General features: G+C 72.4%; 19 protein-coding genes. 7 read left to right on the forward strand and 12 right to left on the reverse strand.

The window, feature by feature from the left end; all coding sequences use genetic code 11:
- The first annotated feature begins 26 nt into the window (after positions 1–26).
- Together AWX74_RS28560 and AWX74_RS28565 are read left to right on the forward strand one after the other, a co-directional pair.
- Positions 27–797 (forward strand): response regulator transcription factor, encoded by a 771-nt coding sequence (locus tag AWX74_RS28560; RefSeq protein ID WP_091283169.1) that lies wholly within the window; start codon positions 27–29, stop codon positions 795–797.
- Positions 794–1,963, forward strand: coding sequence for a sensor histidine kinase (locus AWX74_RS28565; RefSeq protein ID WP_091283171.1), 1,170 nt, complete (start codon positions 794–796; stop codon positions 1,961–1,963). Before AWX74_RS28560 ends, AWX74_RS28565 begins: the two co-directional genes overlap by 4 nt.
- Positions 1,964–2,047: 84 nt before the next feature.
- On the opposite strand, the gene AWX74_RS28570 is transcribed toward AWX74_RS28565, so the two are convergent.
- Positions 2,048–2,509: a hypothetical protein gene (locus tag AWX74_RS28570; protein WP_091283173.1), complete on the reverse strand. Its 462-nt coding sequence runs from the start codon at positions 2,507–2,509 to the stop codon at positions 2,048–2,050.
- Positions 2,506–3,705 (reverse strand): molybdopterin-dependent oxidoreductase, encoded by a 1,200-nt coding sequence (locus tag AWX74_RS28575; RefSeq protein WP_091283176.1) that lies wholly within the window; start codon positions 3,703–3,705, stop codon positions 2,506–2,508. The genes AWX74_RS28570 and AWX74_RS28575 overlap by 4 nt, the downstream gene beginning before the upstream one ends.
- A gap of 115 nt (positions 3,706–3,820) precedes the next feature.
- Between AWX74_RS28575 and AWX74_RS28580 the strand changes: the two genes are divergently transcribed.
- On the forward strand, positions 3,821–5,491 hold the full coding sequence (locus tag AWX74_RS28580; protein ID WP_091283178.1) for a glycosyltransferase 87 family protein: 1,671 nt from the start codon (positions 3,821–3,823) through the stop codon (positions 5,489–5,491).
- Here the strand turns inward: AWX74_RS28580 and AWX74_RS28585 are convergent.
- The 3 genes from AWX74_RS28585 to AWX74_RS28595 form a co-directional block, all read right to left on the reverse strand.
- On the reverse strand, positions 5,435–6,247 hold the full coding sequence (locus tag AWX74_RS28585) for an S-methyl-5'-thioadenosine phosphorylase (RefSeq protein WP_091283180.1): 813 nt from the start codon (positions 6,245–6,247) through the stop codon (positions 5,435–5,437). The genes AWX74_RS28580 and AWX74_RS28585 overlap by 57 nt on opposite strands.
- A 206-nt stretch (positions 6,248–6,453) precedes the next feature.
- Positions 6,454–7,137 carry a potassium channel family protein gene (locus AWX74_RS28590; RefSeq protein ID WP_054569951.1) on the reverse strand — a complete coding sequence of 228 codons (684 nt, stop codon included), beginning with the start codon at positions 7,135–7,137 and terminating at the stop codon, positions 6,454–6,456.
- Positions 7,130–8,560: a TrkH family potassium uptake protein gene (locus AWX74_RS28595; protein ID WP_242666459.1), complete on the reverse strand. Its 1,431-nt coding sequence runs from the start codon at positions 8,558–8,560 to the stop codon at positions 7,130–7,132. The genes AWX74_RS28590 and AWX74_RS28595 overlap by 8 nt, the downstream gene beginning before the upstream one ends.
- 268 nt (positions 8,561–8,828) lie before the next feature.
- Between AWX74_RS28595 and AWX74_RS28600 the strand changes: the two genes are divergently transcribed.
- A complete protein-coding gene (locus tag AWX74_RS28600) occupies positions 8,829–10,073 on the forward strand; it encodes a cytochrome P450 (protein WP_091283183.1) in 1,245 nt (414 codons plus the stop codon).
- 24 nt (positions 10,074–10,097) lie between these two features.
- Here AWX74_RS28600 and AWX74_RS28605 read toward each other — a convergent pair whose 3' ends face one another.
- From AWX74_RS28605 to AWX74_RS28620, 4 genes are all read right to left on the reverse strand, one after another.
- The gene (locus AWX74_RS28605) at positions 10,098–11,303 is read right to left on the reverse strand and encodes an ABC transporter substrate-binding protein (protein WP_242666460.1); all 1,206 of its coding nucleotides are present in this window, start codon (positions 11,301–11,303) and stop codon (positions 10,098–10,100) included.
- A 232-nt stretch (positions 11,304–11,535) separates the two neighbouring features.
- Complete coding sequence (locus AWX74_RS28610) at positions 11,536–12,105, reverse strand: NADPH-dependent FMN reductase (RefSeq protein ID WP_054569954.1); 570 nt, start codon at positions 12,103–12,105, stop codon at positions 11,536–11,538.
- Positions 12,102–13,325, reverse strand: coding sequence for an LLM class flavin-dependent oxidoreductase (locus AWX74_RS28615; RefSeq protein ID WP_091283187.1), 1,224 nt, complete (start codon positions 13,323–13,325; stop codon positions 12,102–12,104). Before AWX74_RS28615 ends, AWX74_RS28610 begins: the two co-directional genes overlap by 4 nt.
- A gap of 107 nt (positions 13,326–13,432) precedes the next feature.
- Positions 13,433–14,527 carry a helix-turn-helix domain-containing protein gene (locus AWX74_RS28620; protein WP_091283189.1) on the reverse strand — a complete coding sequence of 365 codons (1,095 nt, stop codon included), beginning with the start codon at positions 14,525–14,527 and terminating at the stop codon, positions 13,433–13,435.
- Between the two features lie 100 nt (positions 14,528–14,627).
- On the opposite strand from AWX74_RS28620, the gene AWX74_RS28625 reads away from it, so the two are divergent.
- The 3 genes from AWX74_RS28625 to fxsT all read left to right on the forward strand — a co-directional run bounded on the left by AWX74_RS28625 (position 14,628) and on the right by fxsT (position 19,284).
- Positions 14,628–15,455: an SDR family NAD(P)-dependent oxidoreductase gene (locus AWX74_RS28625; protein WP_091283322.1), complete on the forward strand. Its 828-nt coding sequence runs from the start codon at positions 14,628–14,630 to the stop codon at positions 15,453–15,455.
- Between the two features lie 48 nt (positions 15,456–15,503).
- On the forward strand, positions 15,504–16,559 hold the full coding sequence (locus AWX74_RS28630; RefSeq protein WP_091283192.1) for an alcohol dehydrogenase catalytic domain-containing protein: 1,056 nt from the start codon (positions 15,504–15,506) through the stop codon (positions 16,557–16,559).
- A 139-nt stretch (positions 16,560–16,698) separates the two neighbouring features.
- Complete coding sequence (gene fxsT, locus AWX74_RS28635; protein ID WP_091283195.1) at positions 16,699–19,284, forward strand: FxSxx-COOH system tetratricopeptide repeat protein; 2,586 nt, start codon at positions 16,699–16,701, stop codon at positions 19,282–19,284.
- Between the two features lie 107 nt (positions 19,285–19,391).
- On the opposite strand, the gene AWX74_RS28640 is transcribed toward fxsT, so the two are convergent.
- The 3 genes from AWX74_RS28640 to AWX74_RS28650 form a co-directional block, all read right to left on the reverse strand.
- A complete protein-coding gene (locus tag AWX74_RS28640) occupies positions 19,392–21,254 on the reverse strand; it encodes an alpha/beta hydrolase domain-containing protein (RefSeq protein WP_091283197.1) in 1,863 nt (620 codons plus the stop codon).
- A gap of 142 nt (positions 21,255–21,396) precedes the next feature.
- Complete coding sequence (locus tag AWX74_RS28645) at positions 21,397–22,530, reverse strand: hypothetical protein (RefSeq protein WP_242666461.1); 1,134 nt, start codon at positions 22,528–22,530, stop codon at positions 21,397–21,399.
- Positions 22,508–23,671 carry a sulfotransferase family protein gene (locus AWX74_RS28650; protein WP_091283199.1) on the reverse strand — a complete coding sequence of 388 codons (1,164 nt, stop codon included), beginning with the start codon at positions 23,669–23,671 and terminating at the stop codon, positions 22,508–22,510. Before AWX74_RS28650 ends, AWX74_RS28645 begins: the two co-directional genes overlap by 23 nt.
- Positions 23,672–23,724 lie beyond the last annotated feature (53 nt).

Genomic DNA, 23,724 nt, shown 5'->3' on the forward strand with positions numbered 1-23,724 from the left:
GCCACCCGGCCGTCTACTGTTGGCCGATGGCCCGGGTGCTGCTCGTCGATGATGACCCGACCGTGGCGGACGTCGTCGACCGCTACCTCTCCCACGCCGGTTTCCAGGTGGACAGGGCCGGTGACGGCAACGCGGCGTTGGCGCTCGCCGCCGAGCGCCGTCCCGATCTCGTCGTCCTGGACCTGATGCTGCCTGGCGTGGGTGGGCTGCAGGTGTGTCGCCAGTTGCGGGAACGAAGCTCCGTGCCGATCGTGATGCTGACGGCCCTCGGTGAGGAGTCCGACCGGGTCACCGGGCTGGAGACGGGTGCTGACGACTACATCACCAAGCCCTTCTCCCCTCGTGAGCTGGTTTTGCGGGTCCAGTCGGTGCTGCGCCGGACGTTGGCGCCGCCGCCGGCCGGCCGCGGCGTGCTGAGGGCCGGCTCCCTGGTCGTCGACGTCGCCGCCCGGGTGGCGACCCGCGACGGCGGGTCCCTCGCGCTGACCGTGCGCGAGTTCGACCTGCTCGCGTTCCTGATGGCGCATCCGGGTGAGGCGTTCTCCCGCGTGACGCTGCTGGAGCGGGTGTGGGGCTGGACCTACGGCGACGCCTCGACCGTGACCGTCCACATCCGCCGGCTGCGCGAGAAGGTCGAGGCCGACCCGACGAGCCCGGCGCTGCTGCTGACGGTCTGGGGCATCGGGTACCGGTTCGACGCCGGCGTCGAGACCGGGGCCGGTCTCGGGGCCGAGACCGGGGCTGGAGCCCGGGCCGGTCTCGGTCTCGGTCTCGGCACGGGCGTGGCCCCGTCATGACGGACCTGCTGCACATCGTCGGGATCGCGCTGGCCTGCTCGCTGATCGCCCCGCTGCTCGTCGCTCCGTTGCTGCGCTGGCTGCGGCGCGCCTCGATCCGCGTCTGGGGCGCGGTGCTCGTCCTCGCCGGGGTCGTCGCCATGGCGGCCGGCGTCGCCGGAACGGCCCAGGCGATGTTCCTCTCCGACCACGACCTCGATGTGGTTCTCGTCGTGCTGGCGGTGTCCGCCGTGGCCGCGACCGTGACGACGCTCTGGCTCGGCCGCCCGCTCGCCCGGGCGTCCATCATGGTCACCCAGGCGGCCGGGCACCTGGGCGAACCCACCTACGATCCGGTCCGCCGGCCGCCGCCGACAGCCGAGCTGGCGGCGATCACCCGGGCGCTCGACGAGTCGCACCGGCGGCTGGTGGCCGCACGAGAACGGGAACGGGCGCTGGAAGCGAGCCGCCGGGAACTGGTCTCCTGGGTCAGCCACGACCTGCGGACGCCGATCGCCGGCATCCGTGCGACCGCCGAGGCTCTCGACGACGGGGTGGTCACCGACGCCGCCACCGTCGCCCGCTACCACCGGGCCATGGTGCGCAGCTCGGAACGGCTGTCCAGCCTCGTCGACGACCTGTTCGAGCTGTCGAGGCTGCATGCGGGCTCGTTGGAGCTCACGTTGGAGACGGTGGCGCTGCGCGACGTCGTGTCGGACGCGGTGGCCGCGGCGGACCCGCTCGCCCGGGCGAAGGGCGTGCTCCTTCACGGCGAGGCCGACGACACCGCGAAGGTCGACGTCGACGTCGCCGAGGTCGGCCGGGTGCTGGGCAACCTGCTGGCCAACGCGATCCGGCACACCCCCAGCGACGGAACGGTCGCGGTGACGGCGAACGTGTCGGCGGCACATGCCGTGGTGTCCGTCGCGGACACCTGCGGCGGGATTCCCGAGGCGGACATCGACCGGATCTTCGAGACCGGTTTCCGCGGCGAGCCCGCGCGCACGCCCAGCACAGGTGGCGCGGGCGACGACGGCCCGCCCGCGGCCACCGCCCCCGAGGGAAGCCAGTCGGGACTCGGCCTGGCGATCGTGCGCGGCATCGTCGAGGCCCACGGTGGCGGTGTGACCGTCCACAACGTCGACGGTGGCTGCCGGTTCGTCGTCGAGCTCCCGCTCGCCGCCTGAGATCCGCACCGCCCGCCGAACGGCGGCTGCCAGCCGCCTCCCACCGATCACCCGTCACACCTCTCGGTACCCGTCAACCGCCCGCTACCCGTCAACCGCCCGCTGCCTGCGCGCGGTACGACGTCTCGCTGCCCGGACGGCCATGATGGCGACGGCGCCGGCCCACACCGCCCCGAGCACGAGGGCGAGGTTGCGCCGGTAGGGCAGCGGATTCGTGGTCGGGTTCCCGGGCGTGCCCCCGTAGCCGAGCCACAGCGGCAGGCACATCAGCGCCACCGAGGCCGAGATGATCAGGGCACCCTGCACCACGGCCCGGTATGGCGCCGGGACGAACCGGCTGAGGGCGAACCCGACAAGCGCGGTCGCCGGCACCAGCACGAGGTCGTGCACGATGACCCCACCCGCCAGCCACGACAGCGAGTTCGGCGGGTTGGCCGGTCGCGGATGGGTGAACAGGCCGGCGAGCCCGTAGCCGAGCGCCGCGAGGCCGGCGGCGACGAGCACGGCCCGCACGACCCGCACGACCCACGGATGGTTGCCGGTCACACCATCACCACCCGGTGCACCCACTTTGTCTGCAGGACACCTGGCCGGTTCGGCGCGATCAGCCGGGCCGGGTAGCCGTGCTCGATGTCGAGGAGGGCCCCGTCCAGCCGGGTCGCGAGCAGCGTCAGCGGATCGCGGGCGTGCGGCGGGGCGACCTCGCTTGTGCGGTAACCGCCGCGGGCCTCCAGCGACTCCGCCCGGACGGTCGCCTCGGCCGGGATGCCGGCCCGGTCCAGCAGATCGCGCAGCCGCACCCCGCCCCAGGTGGCGTCGGCCGACCAGCCCTCGACACAGGTGATCGGCAGCCGGGACGTCGCGCGGCCCAGGTCGTGCAGCTCGGTCAGGGTCAGGGTGAACGGGCGCGGGCCGACGACCTCGAGCCGGTAGCCGGCGTCCCGGGCCACCCGCAGGACGCCGGCCGCGGCGGCGGTGCGGTTCACCGGCAGCCCCTGCGGCCCGAGGTTCGGCTGACGCGGCGTGAGCAGCGCGGTCTCGGCGAGTCCGGGCACGAACTGGCCCGCCGTCGACACCATGATCACACCGGCGGCGGTGCCGACCGCGATGCCGAAGCCGCGCCGGGACAGTCCGCCGCCCGGCGGCTCGGGCACGCTGACCCGGTCGGTCAGCTGCGACCGGTCGGCCCTGCGACGTCCCACGTTCGCCCGGACGACGGCCAGCTTGGCGGCCACGTGCACCACCAGCGCGCCGATGGTGACCCAGGCGACCCAGTAGTGGGTGACCGTGAAGAAGAACCGGAACCGGTACCACTGGGCGATGTTGGCGATCCCGGTCGCGAGCTGGAACAGCGCCCCGGCGATCAGCGGGAGGATCGAGATCCGCTCCAGTGCGTGCCCGACCGTCCGCACCGGCGGCCACTCCCACAGCCGGGGGTAGACCGTCCACAGCTTCGCCAGCAGCAGCGGCACGCAGGCGAGCCCCGTCGCCACGTGAACGCCCTGGGTGAGCCGGTAGAACCACACCGGCCTGGACGGCCAGGTCCACCAGCCCGGCGGATGCTGCATGAAATGCGACACGAGTCCGGTCAGGAACGCCGTGGCGAAGGCGGCTCCCAGCCAGAGCCCCAGCAGCGACGCGACCCGTGGGTCGTGCAGGCGGCTGGAGAAGGCGTCAGCACGCAGCGGACCGCGCCGCAGCCGACCGGGCGGCGGCGCGACGATGCGGTCGAGCAGTTTCATGCACGCAACGTAGGCAGCGTCTGGCCCGTGATGGCCGGCCCGGCGCATTACGGTCCGCGGAAGCGTCCGCCTGGCAGGGTGCCATTCCCGGCGGGCGCCGTCAGGCTGTCGCGTCATGGTGATCCGTCCGCCGTCCGAGGCGCCCACGCCGACGAGCCCCGCCCGACCGGCCACCGATCCGCGGACCGCGTCGGGAGCCAGCCGTCGTCGACGGGCTCTCGTCGCCGCCGCCGGGGCCCTCGCCGGGGCTCTCGGTCTGGAGTTCGCGGTCATCGCGCAGCCGGGCCCGCTGCCCGGCCCGCCGGCGGTGCTCTACCTGGTGCTCGGCTGGTGGGCGGTGGCCGCGCTCGGGACGTGGCTGTTGATCCGCGCGGGCTCGCGGCGGGCCACGGTCTGGCTGCTGCTGACGGGAGCCGTCGCGGTGCATGTGCTCGCGATCGCCGCGGGCCCCCGGATGAGCGACGACCTTTACCGCTACATCTGGGATGGTCGCGTCCAGGCGGCCGGCATCGACCCGTACCGCTACCCGACCAGCTCCCCCGAGCTGGCACAGCTGCGCGACGGCTGGCTCTGGCCGGACGACGCCGGCTGCGCCGCGCGTGACCGCGGCCCGGGCTGCACGAGGATCAACTATCCGCAGGCGCACACGATCTACCCGCCCGTCGCGCAGGCGTACTTCACCGCCGTGCACTTCCTGCCGGGGCCGCCGCGGGAGAACAAGGTCCAGCTCTACGCGGCGCTGACCTCGTTGGCGCTGACCGGCCTGCTGGCCTCGGTCCTCGCCGCGCGCGGGCAGCCGATCGGGTACGCCGCCGCCTACGCCTGGGCGCCCGCCGCCGGCCTCGACGCGGGCATGGACGCCCATGTCGACGTGCTGGCGGCGCTGTTCGCCGTCGGGGCCTGCGCGTTGCTGACCCGACGTGAGCCCGTGCCGGGCCGACCCGACGAACCCGGACCCGACCGGGGCGGCCGGTGGGGCTGGTCGGGCCGGTGGGGCTGGTCGGGCCGGGCCGGCCGGCCAGCTGGGCAGGGCGGGCCGCGGTCGCGCCCGTCCACCAGGGTCGCGGTCGCGGCCGGTGCCCTGATCGGGGCCGCCGTCGCGGTGAAGCTCTATCCGGCGTTGCTGCTGGTCGCCGCCGCCCGCCGCCGGGTCCTGGCGGTCGCAGGCACCGCCGCGGCCGTCGTCGCGCTGTCGTACCTGCCGCACGTGGCCGCCGTCGGCCCGGACGTGGTCGGCTTCCTGCCGAAGTATCTCTCCGTCGAGGGCTACCAGGACGGCCACCGGTTCCTGCTGCTCGGGCTGCTGGGCTTTTCCGGGACGTCCGCCAAGCTCGCCGCGGGCGTCGTCCTGGCCGGGGTCGCCGTGGCGGTCTGGCGCGCCGATCCGGCCAGGATCGGCACGGAGCTCGGCGCGCTCCGGCTGCTGGGGGCGGCATTCCTGCTCGCCACTCCGGCCCAGCCCTGGTACGGGATACCGCTGGTGGCGCTCGCCGTGCTCGCTCGGCGCCCCGAGTGGCTGGCCGTCGCCGCGGCGCCCTACGTCCTGTACATGTCGCTGTTCACCGGGCATCTCGCGCTCGATGATCGGATCACCCGCCCCGGCGGTTACGCCGTCGGGGCCGTCGTCGTCCTCGTCGCCGCCGTCGTCCGGGTCGCGGTTCGTTCCGGGAACGCGGCCAGGAGCAGCTCCGCCTGGGCCACGGAAGACCAGAACGGGCAGGGGCTCGGATCAGGGAAGGTCGAAGGGGAGCGTCATGCCGTCCAGGGCGGCCGGGCAGGGGCATGACCGCGCGGACGGCACCGGCAGGGTCGGAACGACCCGGCACACCAGGTCACGCAACGATTCGATGTTGCGCGCGAACACCTCGAAGACCTCGGCCTGGCTGACGGCCGAGGCCGCGTCCACGCCCGCGTCATAGTCCGTCACCAGCGCGAGCGCCGTGTAGCAGACCGCGAGCTCCCGGGCCAGGACAGCCTCCGGATGACCGGTCATGTTGACCAGCGACCAGCCCTGCCCGGCGAACCAGCGGGATTCGGCCCGGGTGGAGAAGCGCGGTCCCTGCACCACGACCATCGTCGCGCCGTCGACCGGAGCCTGGCCGGCCTCGGCCCCGGCCTTCAGCACCGCCGCACGCCCGGCCGGGCAGTACGGGTCGGCGAACTGAACATGCGCCGCACCGGAGTCGTAGTAGGTCTGCGCACGCCCCGACGTCCGGTCCACCAGCTGGTCCGGCACGACGACCGCGCCGGGCCCGAGCTCGGGGCGCAGGCTCCCCACCGCGACCGGGGCGATCACCTGCCGGACTCCGAGGCTGCGCAGCGCCCACATGTTCGCCCGGTAGTTGACCTCGTGCGCCGGCAGGCGATGACCCCGGCCGTGCCGGGGCAGGAACGCCACGGCCCGGCCACCGATCTCACCGACCGCGACCGCGTCGCTGGGATCTCCGTACGGTGTGGTCACGGCGACGTCCGTCATCCCGTCGAGCAGCGAGTAGAAGCCGCTCCCGCCGATCACACCGATCTCCGCGCCGGTCACACTCATCTCCCGTCGTCCGCGATCCGCGATCCGCGATCCGCAATCCGCGATCGGAACACCCGCTCCGGGCGGAAGCTACCGACGGAACGCGGCGGTCTCCCACGCGACGGGCCATCCGTCTCCGGTTCGTAATCGACGCCCGAACGCGGAGCCGGTATCCGGAGCCGGCATCCGGAGCCGGCATCAGCGGCCGGATAGCGTCGCGTTCGGATTCACGGAGGGTTCGCCGTGCCGACCGCGGTCGCGAACTCCTCGACCCGGTCGGTGCCGCCGGCGATCATGATCAGGTCGCCCGGCCCGAGGACCGTGCCGGCCTCGGCGTGGGTGAACTGGCCGCCGGGATGCTTCACACCGACGATGGTGATCCCGAACCGGCTGCGCAGGGCGGTCTTCTCCAGCGCGCGGCCGCAGATCTCGCGGGGGGCGCGCAGCTTCGCGATCGCGTAGTTGTCGTCGAACTCCAGGAAGTCGATGAGCCGGCCGGTCATCAGGTGGGCGACCCGCTCACCGGCGTCGCGTTCGGGGTAGACGACATGGTTGGCGCCGATGCGCTCCAGGATGCGGCCATGCTCGCGGGTGATCGCCTTCGACCACACCTCGGGGACGGCCAGGTCGAGCAGCACGCCGGTGGCGAGCACGCTGGCCTCGATCTCGGTGCCGATCGCGACGACGGCCCGCCGGAACTCGTGCGCGCCGAGCTGGCGCATCACCACCTCGCTGGTGGCGTCCGCCTCGATCACATGGGTGATCTGGCCGGACCACTGCTGGACCAGGTCATGGTTGCGGTCGACGGCGACCACCCGGTGGCCGAGCTCCTGGAGGGTCTGGGCCAGCGTCCCGCCGAACCGGCCGAGACCGATGACGAGGACGGCGTCCTCGCGGTTCCTGCTAGCCAACGATCGGCCTCTCCTCCGGTAGGCGGTACAGCTTGCGCCGTTCGCGCAGCGCCAGGGCGGAGGCCACGGCGATCGGCCCGGTCCGTCCGACGAACATCAGCACGATGAGTACACACTGCCCGAACGCGGGGAGCTCACCGGTGATCCCCGTCGACAGGCCGACCGCGCCGAAGGCGGACATGACCTCGAACAGGACCATGTCGAGGGTGTGCTCGGTCGCCAGGAGCAGGCACAGCGTGGCGGCGACGACCAGCGCGACGCCGAGCAGTGCGACCGCGAGTGCCTGGCGCAGCGCGGCCGAGGGGATCTGGCGGCCGAACGCGTCCGCTGTCTCGTCGCCGCGGGCCTCGGCCAGGATCGCGAACAGGAGAATCATGAAGGTTGTGATCTTGATGCCGCCGGCGGTGCTCGCGCTGCCACCGCCGATGAACATCAGCACGTCGGTGATGAGCAGCGTGGCCGGGTCCGCCTGGGCGTAGTCGATCGAGTTGAAGCCGGCGGTGCGGGCGGTGACGCTGGCGAAGAACGCCGTGAGCAGTCGGCCGCCGACACCGTGCTCGCCGAGCGTCGCGCTGTTACGCCATTCCACCGCCGCGATGGCGGCCAGTCCGGCGACGGTCAGCATCGCGTAGCCGAGCAGCGTCACCCGGGTGTGCAGCGACCAGGCCCGCGGCCTGCGCAGCTCGTGCCGCAGCTCGAACAGCACCGGAAAGCCCAGCCCGCCCAGAATCGCCCCGCCGGCGATCGCCAGGATGATGACGGGGTCGCTCGCGAAGCCCATCAGGTTGTCGGGGTACAGCGAGAAACCGGCGTTGTTGAAGGCCGTGACCGCATGAAACACGCTCTCGTAGGCGGCCCGGGCCGGGGACCGGTCGTAGCTCAGCCACAGCCGCGGGAACAGGACCGCGGCGACCACGGCCTCGACCGTGAACGTCACCAGTGCCACCGCGCGCACCAGCCGGCGCACGTCACCGAGACCGAACGACTGGGTCTCGACCGCCGCCAGCAGCCGGATGCGCACGCCCAGCCGGCGCGACACGAGCAGCCCCAGCAGCGACGCCGAGGTCATGAACCCAAGCCCACCCATCTGGACGGATCCCATCACCACCAGCTCGCCGAACGTCGACCAGTGGGTGCCGGTGTCGACGACCGAGAGCGCCCCGCTCGCGGCCCCGGTCGCCGTGAACAGCGCCGTCAGCACGGACGTCGTCCGGCCGGGTTCGGTCGCGGCCGGGACGAGCAGGAGCATCGTGGTCACCGCCACCGTGACGGAGAACCCCAGCACCACGAGACGGACCGGATGGGCCGCCAGCGCCGCCCAGGGGCCGCGCCTGCTCATCCGCCGGGCAAAGCGACCACTTTCCGGGCGCAGGATGCTCGAGAACCCGTCGTCACCAGCCGGCACGGCTCGCCGCAGCGCCACCACACCTCCCTGTGCCCGGATCTCTCGACGTGCCCGGATCTCTCGACGGCCATCATCCCGGCCGGGCCACCGCGGCCGGAGCTGGGCACGTGCCATGATTCTCGATCGGGCGATTCGACTTCGCCGTGTCAGGGCCGGTGCCTGCATGGTTTGCGTGCGCGGCCGGGCCGGGCGGGCTTTCCTGGATCGTGCCCCGGCGCCGGCCGGTCGCCGTGGGCGCTGCGGTTCTGCTGTGACGTCTGTGATGTCGTCCGGGAGGAGAAGGTCTGTGACCACGGTGGGCGTCGCGGGGGCATCCGAGGAGGGCACCGCGGCGATCATGGCAGCGGTGACGGCCACGCGGCTTCCCGACCCGTATCCGCGGTACCGGGAGATCCGCGAGCGCGGGGCCTTCATCACCGGTGAGATCGGTGGTCGCAGTGCCACGCTGGTGACCCGGCTCGCGGAGGCGTCCGCGGTGCTCGGCCATTCCGCCGCCGGCCACGGCTTCAGTGACGGCATCAACTACCGGGCCGGGATGCGCGACGGTCTGGGGTCGCTGCTGCGGGCCGACCCGCCCGACCACACCCGGCTGCGCCGGCTGGTGGGCCGGGCGTTCACCCCCGCGGTCATCGAGTCGCTGGCCGCGGAGGTCACCTCGCTGGCGAACGAGCTGCTCGACGAGGCACTCGAGCGGGCCGAGATCGACGCGGTCGCGGCGTTCGCCCGTCCGCTGCCGTTGCGGACGATCTGCCGGCTGCTCGGGGTGCCAGCGGCGGACGAGGAGGAGTTCGGCGGGTGGGCCGACGCGCTGACCCGTGGGCTGGACCCCTACTACCTGCTGACCGAGGAGGAACAGGCCGCCTGCCATCGGGCGGGGAAGGCGTTCGACGCCTACTTCGTCGATCTGATCGCCCGCCGCCGCGCGGCGCCCCAGGATGATCTGCTCAGCCGTCTCGTCGCCCTGCACGACGACGGCGACGTGCTCTCCGAGCGGGAGCTGCTGGAGCTGTGCGCCCTGCTGCTGGTGGCGGGCTATGAGACGACCGCGAACCTCATCGCCAGCGGAGTTCTCGCCCTCGTACGCAATCCCGACCAGCTCGCGGCTCTGCGTGCCGATCCCGGCCTGGTCGGTTCCGCGGTGGAGGAGATGATCCGGTACGAGGCGCCGGTGCAGTTCGTCGCGCGGACGTTCCTCACCGACGCCGAGATCGCCGGGCGGTCGTTCGCCCGTGGTGACGGCGCGATTCTGATGCTCGGCGCCGCCAACCGGGACCCGGAGGCCTTCGAAGATCCCGACCGGTTCCTCGCGGCGCGCTACACGGGTTCGGTCCGGACCCGGCGCCATCTCGGGCTCGGCGTGGGCATCCACTACTGTCTCGGCGCGCCGCTCGCCCGGATGGAGGCGGAGATCGCCTTCCGGGTGCTGCTGAGCCGCACCCGGTCGTTCGCGCTGGCCGCGGAGACTCTCGCCTACCGGCCCCAGATCGTCGTCCGCGGGCTGAGCGAGCTTCCGCTGCGCCTTTCGGCCTGAGCCGGCCACGGCCACCGGACCGGCTCAGGTGCCGGAGCCGTCCGCGCAGAGGCTTTCCCGGACCACCTCGAACGCGGTGCCGGCCGGGTTGATCTGGACGAAGGCATTGCAGGTGGTGGGTTTTCCGATGTTGTCGCGGAAACTGACAGGAGCGATGAGCCCACCCGCGTCGTAGCGGGTGACGGCACGTAGTGCGTCGATGAAGCCTTCGCGGGTGGGGCAGGGACCGGCGAGTTCCAGGCCGCGCAGGAACATGTCCGTGTAGAGGTAGGCGAACATCGCGAACTGCTGTTCCGGTTGACCCGCCGCGGGAGCGAAGGTGTTCATGGCCCGGCGATAGCGGTCCATGGCCGGGCCGCCGGCTTCGAAGGGGCGGAAGTACACGGGGAACGACACCCCGGCGAGGCGCGGTCCCATGGCGGTCAGCAGACGCTGGTCGTATCCGCTCAACGCGACGCTCGCGGTGATGTTCAGGTGGGCGGCCTGCACGGCCTGCATGATGGCGGCGAGGTCGTCCGGCGTCGAAAGCGCGAGAATCGCGTCGGCGTCCATGCCCGCGATCTGCTGCGCCGCCCAGGCAGCGCTCTCGGTGGCCGCGTTGAAGGGAATGGACCCGGCGACTGTGAGCCCGATCGATCGCATGGCGTTCACGTACTGGTCGGCGTTGTCCAGGGTGGCCTGTCCCGTGCCCGTAGTGAAGATCGCGACTCTGGTGCCGCCCGTGGCCTGGATGTAACGGCTGACGGTCTGGGGGGAGGCTCCGTAGCTGTCGGAGAACATGTTCGGGTGTTCGGCCCAACCGGACTCGACTGCCAGCCCGATCACGGGTACCTGTTGCTCGTCCAGCTGGTCCATCGCGTCGTTGAGGGCGACCGTGACCGTGATGAGACCGAAGACGGACTTACTCTGAACGAGAGCCTGGGTGACACTGACGCCCTGCGAGAGGGAGCCCCCGTCGTCGGCTAACTCGTAGGTGACCCGCCGGCCGTGGACGCCGCCCTCGTCGTTGGCCAGGCCGATCCGCGCGTCCACACCGAAGCGGGCGGAGGCCAGCGCGTCGGCGCCGATACCCGAGTCGGACACGACGAAGCCGAGATTCACCTGGTTCGCGGTGACCCCGGGGCTGTGACAGTCGACCGACGCCTCGGACCTGGAATCCGCTGCCGAGCAGCCAGCCACACCAGCCACACCGGCCACCGCAACCGCGGTGATGGCGGCCAACCGCCTCACCGAAACACCTGCACGCATGGCGCCCCCACGAACCGGCAGGCTGAGCGAACGGCCACCAGCGGGCAAAGCAGGCCGCTTCAACTCCCAGCAAAATGGATAAAATATCTCACTTGGACCCGATGGGGAATATAACGTGCTCGGCGGTGGCACGGATAGCCCTTCCGACCATCGGTCGGCACGGTCGGCGGCTCTCGCGGGTCGTCAGGTCGACCAGTCGGAACAGTCGCGGCGTTTACCGGGGCCAGACCCGGGCGAAGGTGAGGAGCTGGTCGACCATCAGGTCCAGCCGCTCCCCCAGCGACGGCTCGCCGGGCGGGCCTGGGGCATCGAGCTCCACCGGCACGGCCGAGTTGACCGTGAGTCCCAGCGGGGTCGGCCAGCCCCGCAGCGCGTGGACGATCGAGCGCAGCGAGGTCAGGGTCGTCCCGCCGGCCTGTGCGCCGTGGGCGCACACGATGAGGCCGACGGCCCGGCCGTCCAGGTAGGAGCGGGTGTCGCCGCGCAGGTCCTCCAGGTAGTCCAGGGCGTTCTTGACCAGGCCGGACACCCCGCCGTGGTAGCCGGGCGAGGCCACCACGACGGCGTCGCACGCGGCGACCGCGGCGATCAGCCGCTGGGCCGCGGGTGCCCGCTCCGGCCGCTCCGGCGCGTAGATCGGCAGGTCGAGGTCGGCGGAGGCGAAAAGGGTCGTCTCCGCCCCGGCCGCGGCAGCCCGGTCGAGCGCGGCGGCGACCAGGCGTTCGGTCGTGGAGCCCGCCCGGCCGGTGCCACCGATGCCGACCACGCGCAACGGCCGGCTCACGGGCGCGGTTCCTGGGAGGTCTGGGAGATCTGGGAGGCGGCGTGGTCCTCGATGGCCTTGCCGATCGCGGTCGCGGTCTGGTCCTTCCAGGTCTGGGAGAGGCTGACCTGCCAGTCCTGGGAGCCGAGCGGCCCGGCGGACGCACCGGTGAAGTGCGGGACGACCTCACGGGCGAACAGCTCGTAGCTGCGCCTGGTCGCCTCCTGGTCGGCGAGGTCGGCGGCCAGGATCAGGTAGGTGCCGAACCCGCCGGACTGCTGCCACAGCCGCTCGATCTGTTCGATCGCCATCTCCGGGGTGCCGCAGATGAACGAGCCGGTCTCGTTGCCCCGCCTGATCCGGTCGGCCAGCGGGGTGCTCGGGTCACCGGGGATCGGCAGCACCTTCGACTGGTAGGTTTGTACGTCGACGAGGCCGTACTCGACGTCCTTCGCGGCCTGTTCCACGGTCTCGGCGAGGTGCATCTGGCCCATCAGCCGCCAGGATCGCCGGTCGACGGTCTGCCCGTGCTTCTCGGCGACCTCGTTCGCCACCGACCAGTGCGAGCCGAGCACGTCGAAGCCGCCGGCCTGGCTGGCGGCGATCGACAGCATGCCGGCGCCGAACCGCCCGGCGGTGCGCGGGCCGGCCGGGGAGAAGGTGGCCGCCACGGCGATCTCGGGCCGGGGCCGGGTGTAGGGCGCGAGCTGCAGCACCGCGTCCTGCAGGGTGAACCAGTCCGTCTTGCGGGTGACCGGTTCCCGGCCGTCGAACAGCGCGGTGATCGCCTCGAGCGACTCCTCCATCATGGCCCGCTGGCGGTTGGTGTCGATACCGAGCATGTGCGCGTCGGAGGCGAGCTGCCCGGGGCCGACGCCGAACATGATCCGCCCGCGGGTCAGGTGGTCGAGCAGCACGATCCGGTCGGCCACGTTCAGCGGGTGGTGGTACGGAAGCGAGACCACGCCGGTGCCGAGCCGCAGGTGGCGGGTGCGTGCGGCGGCGTGGGCGATGAACACCTCCGGCGAGGCGATGATCTCCCAGCCGCCGGAGTGGTGCTCGCCGATCCAGGCCTCGTCGAAGCCCAGCCGGTCCAGGTGCTCGAGCAGGGAGACGTCCTGCTCGAGCAGGAGGGTGGGGTTGCGGCCGGCGCGGTGGAACGGCGCCATGAAGACACCGAACTTCAGCGGCCACCGCTCGCCCGCGGCCACCTTGGAGGAGATCTCCCGGGCTAACGACATGTGGTCCTCCTGTGCTCGCTTCGACTGGCCGGCAGACTCTCAGTTCGCAGGAAGTGAATCAAGAGTCGCATTATGCGAACGCTGGGCGGAGGTGTCGCCGGGACGCCTCACCCGTCCCGGCGGCGGCCGTGCGTGGCAGCGGTGACGGCGTCCGCCGCGGCTCTTACCTGTTCACCGAGCTCGATGACCCTGGCGCCGGACAGACGTCCGGTCGTCCCGTTCCCCCGCCCATCCCTGCCGTCCCGACCTTCCCGGCCGGACCGCCCGATGATCAGGCACAGCACGACGGCGACCGACCCGCCCGCGTCGAAGACCGGGGCGTTGATGGACGTCGGCCGGTACTGCGCGTCCGGGTCGACGGTCGCGGGCAGCGTGTCGGCCAGGTTGAAGGCGCGCCCGACATCCGCCATCAGCCGCCGCAGCGCGGCGGTATGGCTGGGCGTGTGCGTGGTAGCCGGCGCGGTCGCAGTCGCCGACGTGGTCGCAGCCGGCGATGCCGCGGCCGCCCCGGTGCGCGCGGCGGCACCCGCCCGCTCCTCCCCGTCCAGGTCGGCGACCAGGGAACTGAGCCGTTCGTAGAGGTGGTCCTCGATCTCGACCGCCCAGCCGCGGGAGCGGATGCCGGCGAGCCCCGGTGCCAGCCGGGCCAGCGCGTCGGCGGGCCGGTCGGGCCCCAACCGGGCGAGCCACGCCTCGGCGGCCGCGTCGTCCGCCCATGCCACGCACACCGCGCCGAGCGGTGGACGCGGCTGGATCCGGTCACCGAGACGCAGCCAGTAGGCGCCGTGCCGGACTCCGCCGGGCGCGGTGTCACCGGCGGGGGCATAGGGCAGGCCGATCTCGCCGACGAGCAGGTCGTCGTCCTCGCCGGGGATGCCGCCGGCCACCAGGGCGACGCAGGGTATGCCGGTCGCGGCGGCGAGGTCGCGGGCGAAGGGGCGGGCGGCGTCGATCGCGGTGCCGCCCTGCGCGGCGGCCCGCCCGGCGGCGATCAGCGCCGGGCCGAGGCGGTAGGTGCGCAGCTCCGGGTGCCGCAACAGCCAGCCGCGCCGAGCCAAAGCGACGATCATGGGGTGGACGGTGGCCTTGCTGACGCCGGCCGCCCTGGCGATCTCGGCGAGGGTGAAACCGTCGGTGGGCCGGCTGGCCAGCAGGTCGAACAGGTCGAGAAGCCGCTCGGTCTGCGGCGATGGTCGGCTCATGGTGCCGCGAATCTAACTCGTCCGGCGTCCGGGGCCGACCGGAAGCGTTCGCATAATGCGACTCTTGATTCGGCGTCTGCGTACCGTCAGGCTGTCCGACGTGGTGAACCGGATTGCGGGAAAAGTTGCCATCGTCACAGGAGCGGCGAGCGGGATCGGGCGCGCGGTGACCCGGCGGTTCGTCGCCGAGGGTGCCCGGGTGGTCGGCGGAGATGTCAACGAGGAAGGGCTGGCGGCGCTGGCCGCCGAGCTGGGCGACTCCTTCGCCGGCGCCCGCTGCGACGTCACCGTCGAGGCCGACGTCGCGGCGCTGGTGGAGCTGGCCACCAGCCGCTTCGGCGGGCTGGACATCGCCGTCGCCAACGCCGGCGGCGGAACCAACGCGGAGATCGTCGACCACGACTTCGCGGAATGGCGCCGGGTCGTCGACCTGTGCCTGCACGGGGTCTTCCTCACCGTGAAGCACGCGGGGGCGGCGATGCGCGCGGCCGGAGCCGGCGGCAGCGGCGACAGCGGCCCCGGCGGCGGCTCGATCGTGACGATCGCCAGCCTCAACGCCGTGCAGCCCGGCCGCGGCATGGGGGCGTACTGCGCGGCCAAGGCCGGAGTCGTGGCGCTGACCGAGGTGGCGGCGATGGAGCTCGGCCCGGCCGGGATACGCGTCAACTCCGTCGCACCGGGCCTGGTGCGTACCTCGGCAACCGGCCCGATGTGGAGCCTGCCCGGGCTCGTCGACGAGTACATCGACAACACCCCGCTCGGCCGGTTCGCCGAACCCGACGAGGTGGCGAGCGTCGTGCTGTTCCTCGCCTCCGACGAGGCGGGCTTCGTCTCCGCGAGCCTCTACGGCGTGGACGGCGGCGCCCGGACCAGGCGCTACCCGGACGTGATCGGCACCGCCACCCGCCTGCTCGGCTCGGGGGCCTGACCAACACCGAAAAGCCGGACCAACCCCTGGAAGGACGTGCCACCCGCGATGCGAGCTGCCCGCCTGCACGGCCCCCGCGACCTGCGGGTCGACGACGTCCCAGCCCCGTCCGCCGGCCCCGGTGAGGTGCTGCTGCGGCCCCTGTTCACCGGGCTGTGCGGCTCCGACCTGCATATGTGGCACGGCGGCACCGGGATGTCCGCGGGCCCGCTGACACTCGGCCACGAGTTCTCCGCCGAGGTCGTCGAGGTCGGCCCGGACGTCGACGACCCCCGGGTCGCCGCCGGGCAGCTGCGCCCCGGGGCACTGGTGTCCGTCGAACCGATGTGGACGTGCGGCCACTGCGGCCCGTGCCGCGCCGGTTCGTACAACCTGTGCCGCAACATGGTCTGGCACGGGCTGTCCGACCGGGCCGGCGCGCTCGCCGAGCTGACCGTCGTCCGGCCCGGCATGGTGCACGTGCTGCCCGAGGGCCTGGACGCCGTCCAGGGCGCGCTCATCGAGCCGCTCGCGGTGGCACACCACGCGGTGGGCCGGTGCGGCGACATCGCCGGCGGCAGCGCCCTCGTGCTCGGCGCCGGCCCGGTGGGCCTGGCCGCCGCGCTCGACCTGGTCGCCCGGGGCGTCGAGCGGCTGGTCGTGACCGAGCCGTCGAAGGTCCGCCGCGACGCGGTCAGCACCGTGCTGGCCGCCGTCGGCGCGGGCACCGCCAGCGTGGTCGACCCGACCGAGACCGACCCGGCGGAGCTGGCCAGGGAGCTGACCAAGGGCGAGGGCGTGGACTGTGTCGTCGACGCGGCCGGCGTCGAGCCCGCGTTCCAGTCCGGCCTGTCCGCCCTGCGCCCCGGCGGAACCATCGTCACCGTGGCGACCTACCTGAAGCCGGTGAGCCTGCATCCCCTGCTGACGATGCTCAGCGAGATCGACGTGCGGGCCTCCCTCGGCTACCGCGGCGACTTCCCACCGGTCGTCGACCTGATGGCGGCCGGCGCCTTCCCCATCGACGGCTGGGTGCGCCAGGTACCGCTCGCCGACGTCGCCGAAGCGTTCGAGCTACTGGACGCCGGCGCCGACATCAAGCTCCTCGTCGACGCAGGCGCATAAGCGCGCCGCTCTCACACCGGCCGGACAGCATTGCGACAGTTGCGGCTACTGCCACGTCCGGTGCGGCTACGTGGTGGGAGCAGGCCTGACCGGCGGCAGTCTGTGACGGTTCGTGGTCGTGCTGGCAGGCTGTGGGGCCATGGGTACGGGGGTCCCGGCAGCGGATGGCGCGGACACGTCGTCGGGGCTGGATTTCTTCGTCTCCTACACGCCCGCCGACCGGGTGTGGGCGGAGTGGATCGCCTGGCAGCTCGAGGCGGCCGGCTACCGGACGACGATCGGGGCCTGGGACTTCACCGCCGGCTCGCATGTCGCGCACACAACGCACCGGGCCATCAGTACGGGGCGGACGGTGGCGGTGCTGTCCCAGGCCTACCTGTGCTCGGTCGAAGGGAACGCGGAATGGCAGGCCGCCTGGACGGCGGACCCTTCGGGGCGGGACCGCCGGCTGCTGGTCGTCCGAGTGCAGGACTGCGCGCCTCCCGGGCTGCTGGGCCCGCTGGCCGGGGTGGACCTGTTCGACCTGGACGAGGACGACGCCCGCACCCGGCTGCTGGCCGCCGTCACCGGCCAACGGGCCAAACCACCGTGGCCACCGGCATTCCCCGGCCCCCCGCAGATGGCGGGCCAGGCGGGAGAACGGCCCCGGTTCCCGGGCCTGCCGCCGGTGTGGAACGTCCCGGCCCGGCTGGCGACCTTCACCGGACGCAGGCATCTGCTGGACGCGGTCCACACCGGGCTGTCCACCCCCGGGGGACGGGTAGCGGTCACCGCTCTGCGCGGACTGGGCGGGGTCGGGAAAACCCAGCTGGCCATCGAGTACGCCTGGCGGCACGCCGGTGACTACCAGCTGGTGTGGTGGATCAACGCCGAGCAGCACGCCCTGATCGCCGACCAGCTCGCCGCCCTCGCCGCATCCCTGGAACTGCCGGCCACCGGTAACACACCCGCTGACGCGGCGGCCGTACTCACCGCGCTGACCCGCCGCGACCACTGGCTGCTGATCTTCGACAACGCCGGATCCGCCGAAGCGCTACGCCGTTGGCTGCCCGCAGCCCCGACCGGCCACGTGCTGCTCACCTCTCGCGCCCCGCAGTGGGGAGCGCTCGCCACCCCGGTCGATGTCGACGTGTTCGACACCGACGACGCTCTCGCCTTCCTCACCCGCAGGGTCCCCGACCTGACCGAGGCCACCACACCCGGACCAGCCCGCCGACTCGGTACCAGTCTGATCGAGGAACTCGGCGGCCTGCCGCTGGCGTTGGAACAGGCCGCCGCATACCTGGAAGCCACCGGCACCACCCCCGACCGCTACCTGCACGCGTTCCGCAGTCGGCGCACCACCATGCTCGCCCAGGGCAAGGACCTCGCCTACGACGGCACGATCGACACCTGCTGGTCCCTCGCCCTTGAGCGACTCAACACCCACAACCCCGATGCCGCCTGGCTGCTGACGCTCACCGCGCACCTCGGCCCGGACCCGATCCCGCTGGCCTGGCTCACCCCCGAATTCCTCACCAGACCCACCACCAGCACCGACAGCACCCTAGGCCCTGATCTCGACACGCTGGTTGGTGATCTCCGCCGGTACAGCCTGATCCGCCGAGACAAGCACCACATCCAGATTCACCGGCTCGTCGCCGCTGTCGTCCGGGCCCGCACCACCTTCCCCGCCGCCGCCCACACCCGCCGGTTGCTCACCAACGCCCGACCCACCACGGACCACCGCGACCCGACGGGCTGGCCCGACTGGGCCGAGCTGGCCGCCCACACCCTGACGGCGCCCGGTCTGGACCCCACCCACGACCCCGCGGCCGACCACGACCCACCCACCCGCGCTCTGCTGCTCTCCATCACCGACTACCTGCGCATCCGCGCGGATTACCACACCGCCCTGGCCTTGGCCCGCGACCTGCACCACCGCTGGGCCGAAGTCCTCGGCCCCGACGATCCCGACACCCTGCGCTCCGCCAGCGGCCTCGCCATGGTTCTGGCCCTGGCAGGGGAGCGCCAGACGGCACGACAGATCTACGAGGACACCCTGACCCGCCAGCAGCAGATCCTCGGCCCCGACCACCCCGACACCCTGCACACGGCCAGCGGCGTAGCCGGCGTTCTGTTCGTGATCGGCGAGCACCAGGCGGCACGACAGCTCCACGAGGACACCCTGACCCGCCAGCGACAGATCCCCGGCCCCGACCACCCCGACACCCTGCACACGGCCAGCGGCCTCGCCGCCGTTCTGGCCGCAATGGGCGAACTCCAGGCGGCACGACAGCTCCACGAGGACACCCTGACCCGCCAGCGACAGACCCTCGGCCCCGACGACTTCGACACCATGTCCACGGCCAGCGGCCTCGCCACCGTTCTGGCCACGCTGGGCGAACGCCAGGCTGCACGACAGCTCTTCGAGGACACCCTGACCCGCCGACGGCGAACCCTCGGCCCCGCCCACCCCGACACCCTCTTCACCGCCATCGGCCTCGCCATGGTTCTGGCCGCAGTGGGCGAACTCCAAGCGGCACGACAGCTTCTCGAGGACACCGTGACCCGCCGACGGCGAATCCTCGGCCCCGACGACCCCGTTGCTCTGCAGGCCGAGGAGGCCCTGCGCTGGCTGAAGCTGCCGGCAGTGCGGTTATTGTCTCGGTGGCGGAAACTCATCGGGGCGGCGAGGCCACTACCGACAGATCGCAACCCCTCAATCGGGCCGAATACCGGCTGACAGGATTGAAGGGGCCAGTCCTCGGCCCCTTGACCAGTCCCGAAACTGCTGGCCGCGCTGGCGGTCGTGAGCCGCCAGGTCTGCCCCGGGTCCGGGCAATCGAGCGATCAGACAGCGGCGGTCCGGTCGTAGGTCGCGAGGGCCTCGCGGACAGTGGATTCGATGTCCTCGGCCAGCAGGAACCGCGCTGCGACCAGCGTTCTCGCCGCAGCCCGCACGGCTGTCTCGTAGGTGTCTCGGCCTGCGAAGGCGGGCGGGCCGGTGAGCAGGGGCAGTCTGCTGCCGAGGAACTCGTACAGCGGGGTCGGGAGGCCGGGCACCGGCCGGCGCGGATTCCACCCGGTGTAGGCCGCGACCGGTACCGCGACAGCCGGCAACGCCACCCCGGCGATCTCGTTGCCGCCGGCGTCGATCGCCGGGACGGTCGCGGGTCGCGCGGCGCCGAGCCGCAGCGGCCACCGCCCGACACCGGCCACGGCCCGCGGGCCCAGGTCGACGTCCCGGGTGACGTTGAGGGCGTCCAGGTCGGGCACCGGCACGCCGGCGGCGGCGAAACGTTCCAGTACCGCGGCGCGGGTGGTGGCCGTTCCGTCGGCGTGGCGGGGCACCTCGCTCGGCGGGGGCTCGACGCCGACGCAGGCCCACTGCACGAGCGCGACGAACAACGCGCGCAGGATCGGGTCGACGTCGTTCGCGTGGACCGGGTTCGCCGCCGGCATCAGCTCCTTCAACGCGGTCGGCATCGCGCCGAAGTGGTCGGTACCGGCCAGCAGGTAGACCCGCGCGTCGGGGTCGTCGGGCAGGTCGTCGCCGGTGTCGGGGTCGACGTGCACCAGCGCGCCGTCACCCCGCCAGTACTCCCACGAGCTGTTGGTCAGGAACAGTTTCGGGACGGCGCCCAGTGCCCGCTGCGGTTCGAGCAGGCCGGTGGTGTCGTAGGGCGGCAGGTTCGCGAAACCGAGCGGATGGGTCAGCGACGGCTGGGCGTACCGGTGGTTGAACTCGCCTCGCCGGGCACCCGCGATGTGTGCGAGGACGCCGTCGAAGACCGCCGCGCCGCCCTCGTCGACGTTGCGGCCCTCGTGCAGGAACTGGCGCAGGAACCGGCCCGACTGCGAGACGCCGTATCCGAACGCGTGGGTGAACGAGCCGTCGCGGCGCAGCCACGACACGGCGTCGCGCACCGCGAGCAGCCCGGTGCCGACGACCGGGCACAGCGACGTCCGGTAGGTCAGCGTGTACCAGTGGAAGGCCTGGAAGCCGCCGTCGAGAGCCACCGTCCGCTTGTCGACGAACCGCCAGCGTTCGCGTTCGATGGGGCGCGGTGCCGCGTCCGGGGCCAGCTGTTCGGTGAGGAGCGCCTGCGGATCGTCGATGTCGGCGGTCGGGTATTCGGTGAAGGTGAAGAACAGCGACGAGTCGGACAGGGCGTGGGCGTCCTGGTCCGTGTCAGGCCGGAACTCCACCCGGATCCGCCCCGGCTCGACGCCGGCCGCCGTCGGGGCGCGCAGGCCGATGCCGGCGGGACCGGCAACACCTGTGCTGCCCATGGTCCCGCCGTCGCCGCGGGTGACGTCCCATTGCCAGCCGCACCAGGCGATCGTCCAGCCCTGGGCGAGCAGGAAGCCGTCACCCGGATCAAGCTCGTCCAGGGCGGCGATCTGCATCAGCGGCGTCCCCGCGGAGAAGGGCACCCCGCCGAGCAGGCCGCGGTTGGCGACGACGAACAGCAGCCGGCCGTTGCCACCCCGCCCGCGCGGGCGGAGCAGGCACAGGTCCGCGTCGAAGCGCACCCGGCCGTCGGGGCCGGCCGCCCGTTCGAGGTCGACGATCCCGTGGTTGGCCGCCGCGCGCGGGTCGACGGCGAAGTCGGCGACGGCGGACACCGCCTCGTAGGCGCCGTGCGGGCCCCAGACCCGTCCGCCCGCGAAGGTGCGGACGTTCTCATCTCGAAGGCCGACCAACGCCACACCCAGGATCGTTACACAGCGGGCGGCTGCCGGGAGGGCGTTGGCGGCGTTGGCGGGACATGGGCCGGCAGGACATGAGCAGGCGGGACCATGCCCCGCCTGCGCTTCGGCACGGGTGTCAACACGCCAGGGTGCCAGTACGTCAGGAGATCTGGTCCGGGAGGCTGGATCGTTCGATCATGCCGACGGCCGACTCGCCGTCCCAGGTGTAGCGGGCGAGGGCCTGCTGCAGCTGCATGCCGCCACCGACCTCCAGCGGCATCACCATGAACGTGGACGTCAGCGTCTCCCCGCCGATCTCGACGGTGCCGTCGGCGGTCTCCAGCACGAGGGACACGTCGTCGCCCTGCGGCACGAGGCTGTGCAGGAAGGGCGCGCGCACGACCCGGGCGGGAACGATCCGCCCGTCCTGGACCAGGTACGCCTCGTTGTAGGTGGCCTTGCCGTCCTTGCGCGGCGGGTAGATCTGACAGCCGAACCCCCGGCCGCCGGGGAACAGCGCCGACTGCCACACATGGCCCCAGAACTTCGCCAGCCGGCGGATTCCCTGCCGGCGGATGCGGTCGGCGCCGCCGTTGAGCCGGTGCGCCTCGTCGCCGATGGTGAGCGTCCCGCTGGCCCGGCACAGCTGCTCGAACCGCCACGGGTAACCGATCAGGTCACCTTCCTCCTGCGTTGACAGGATGCGTTTCGCCTCCGCGCTCGTCGAGCCGTTCTCCCACGGCGGCGCGGCCGGGCGGATGTCGATCTCCGCCTGGACGCGCACCTGCTCGCTCGGGCCCGCGCCCGGCATCCAGCCGTCCAGCTGGGCCTGGGTCGTGGTCGCGAACGCCATGCCGTCGAGCCGCAGGCGCAGGTGCCGGTACGGCTGCACGAGCTCGAACGACAGTGGCCCGGCGCCCAGGATGCGTGCCCGGCCGTCGGCCCCGGCCGGGTCATGCACCGGGTGCGAGCCGACCATCGAGTACACACGCCCGTCGGCGAACGCGATGTTCACCTGGATGTCGTGGGTCTCCCACTGGTCGGCGACGGCTTCGACGCCGATGCGCGGAATGCCGAACGTCCCACTGTCGTCCCAGATCCAGGCGTTGACCGACTCACGCGCCTCGGGGTTGTCGGGCTGTTCGGCGAAGACGAACTCCCATTCCTCGTCGAGCCCGCCGGTCAGGTCGATGGCCATGGTTTTCCTCTCGCCTCTCGTCCACTCGTCCACGTTCTCCGGATGCCCGGCCGGGCCTCGGCCGATCGGCTGCTCACGGCTTCCCGGCGGGGTCACGCGCGATCCACCGCGCCGCACGCTCGCTGTAGTCGGCGAACAGGGGACGCACCTGCTCCGGGTCGATGCCGAACGTGGCCGGATCCGGGTGCACGTTCGGCTCGCGGGATTCGGCGTTCTCCCGCCACCAGCGCGCCATCCCGGCCTCGAACTCGGGCGTGACCGGCTCACCCAGCCAGGCGTAGAGGCTGCGCACCGCCGCGATGGGATCACGTTGGATGGCGCGGAAGTCCAGGTCGAAGAACCGATGCTCGTTGCCGGCGGCGCGGAAGGCGAGCGCGCGCCGCATCCCGACCGCCCACTGTTCGATGTTGAGGGCGCCGAGATAGCGCGGGTCGACGTCGTCGCTGAACATCCCGCCCAGTACTGAGTACAGGTCGGCGACGGAGACGATCACCTCGGCCGGGTCCCGGTGCGTCATCACGAAACGCGCGTCGGGGAACGCCCGGTCCAGGTGGTCGAGGAACAGCAGGTGTGTCGGCGACTTCAGCCGCCACGGCCTTCTTTCCTCGCCCCACTGGAGCAGCTTCAGCGCCCGGCGCTCGTAGCGGTAGGTCGGCGTCAGGTCCGCGCCGACCAGCCAGGTCGAGTACGACGGGATGTGTGCGAAGGCCTGGAAGAAATGCGACTTGAAGTCGAGCCCCATCAGATCGTGGCACTCGTAGGGCCCGGTCGCCGAGCTCGGCACCAGCGCGGCCATTCTCGGCGCGACCTCATGCTGCAGTCGCACGGTCTCCTCGGCCGCGGCGATCCGCTGGTCCGGGCCGATCACCGTGGCGGGCGGCGGGCACGGCTCGACCGCCTCCCAGAGACGCAGCGAGCGGGCGCGCGGGTCCTCCCCCAGCAGGGCCGCGAGCGCGGTCGAACCGGTGCGGGGAAGCCCCAGCCCGACAAGCGGGCGCTCGATGGGCTCCTCGTCGGTCTGCGGATGACGGCGGTACCAGTCCTCGATCCGGAGCCGGTTCTTCAGCAGGCGGACAATCACGGCCCGCACGGAGTACTCGCCGACGGAATTCAGTCTCGCCTCGGTCCGCAGCGCGCGCACCAGGCGCTCGAGGCCTTCCCGGAAGGTGTCTTCGCCGAAGTCGTCCAGGCCGGTTTCGGTGCGCGCGGCCGCTACTAAGTCACCGACGTCTTCCATGGTGCTCTCCTCATGGGTGAATCGACGCCTGTCAGCGCCAGGGTGACCTGAGC

Source organism: Parafrankia irregularis, from assembly GCF_001536285.1.
GTDB classification, from domain to species: Bacteria; Actinomycetota; Actinomycetes; order Frankiales; family Frankiaceae; genus Parafrankia; species Parafrankia irregularis.

Bases quoted from the DNA above. Each gene is read 5' to 3' on its own strand.
- AWX74_RS28560 (WP_091283169.1), top strand. From the start codon at position 27: ATGGCCCGGGTGCTGCTCGTCGATGATGACCCGACCGTGGCGGACGTC.
- AWX74_RS28565 (WP_091283171.1), top strand. From the start codon at position 794: ATGACGGACCTGCTGCACATCGTCGGGATCGCGCTGGCCTGCTCGCTG.
- AWX74_RS28575 (WP_091283176.1), bottom strand. From the start codon at position 3,705: ATGAAACTGCTCGACCGCATCGTCGCGCCGCCGCCCGGTCGGCTGCGG.
- AWX74_RS28580 (WP_091283178.1), top strand. From the start codon at position 3,821: ATGGTGATCCGTCCGCCGTCCGAGGCGCCCACGCCGACGAGCCCCGCC.
- AWX74_RS28585 (WP_091283180.1), bottom strand. From the start codon at position 6,247: ATGAGTGTGACCGGCGCGGAGATCGGTGTGATCGGCGGGAGCGGCTTC.
- AWX74_RS28615 (WP_091283187.1), bottom strand. From the start codon at position 13,325: ATGTCGTTAGCCCGGGAGATCTCCTCCAAGGTGGCCGCGGGCGAGCGG.
- AWX74_RS28620 (WP_091283189.1), bottom strand. From the start codon at position 14,527: ATGAGCCGACCATCGCCGCAGACCGAGCGGCTTCTCGACCTGTTCGAC.
- AWX74_RS28630 (WP_091283192.1), top strand. From the start codon at position 15,504: ATGCGAGCTGCCCGCCTGCACGGCCCCCGCGACCTGCGGGTCGACGAC.
- fxsT (WP_091283195.1), top strand. From the start codon at position 16,699: ATGGGTACGGGGGTCCCGGCAGCGGATGGCGCGGACACGTCGTCGGGG.
- AWX74_RS28650 (WP_091283199.1), bottom strand. From the start codon at position 23,671: ATGGAAGACGTCGGTGACTTAGTAGCGGCCGCGCGCACCGAAACCGGC.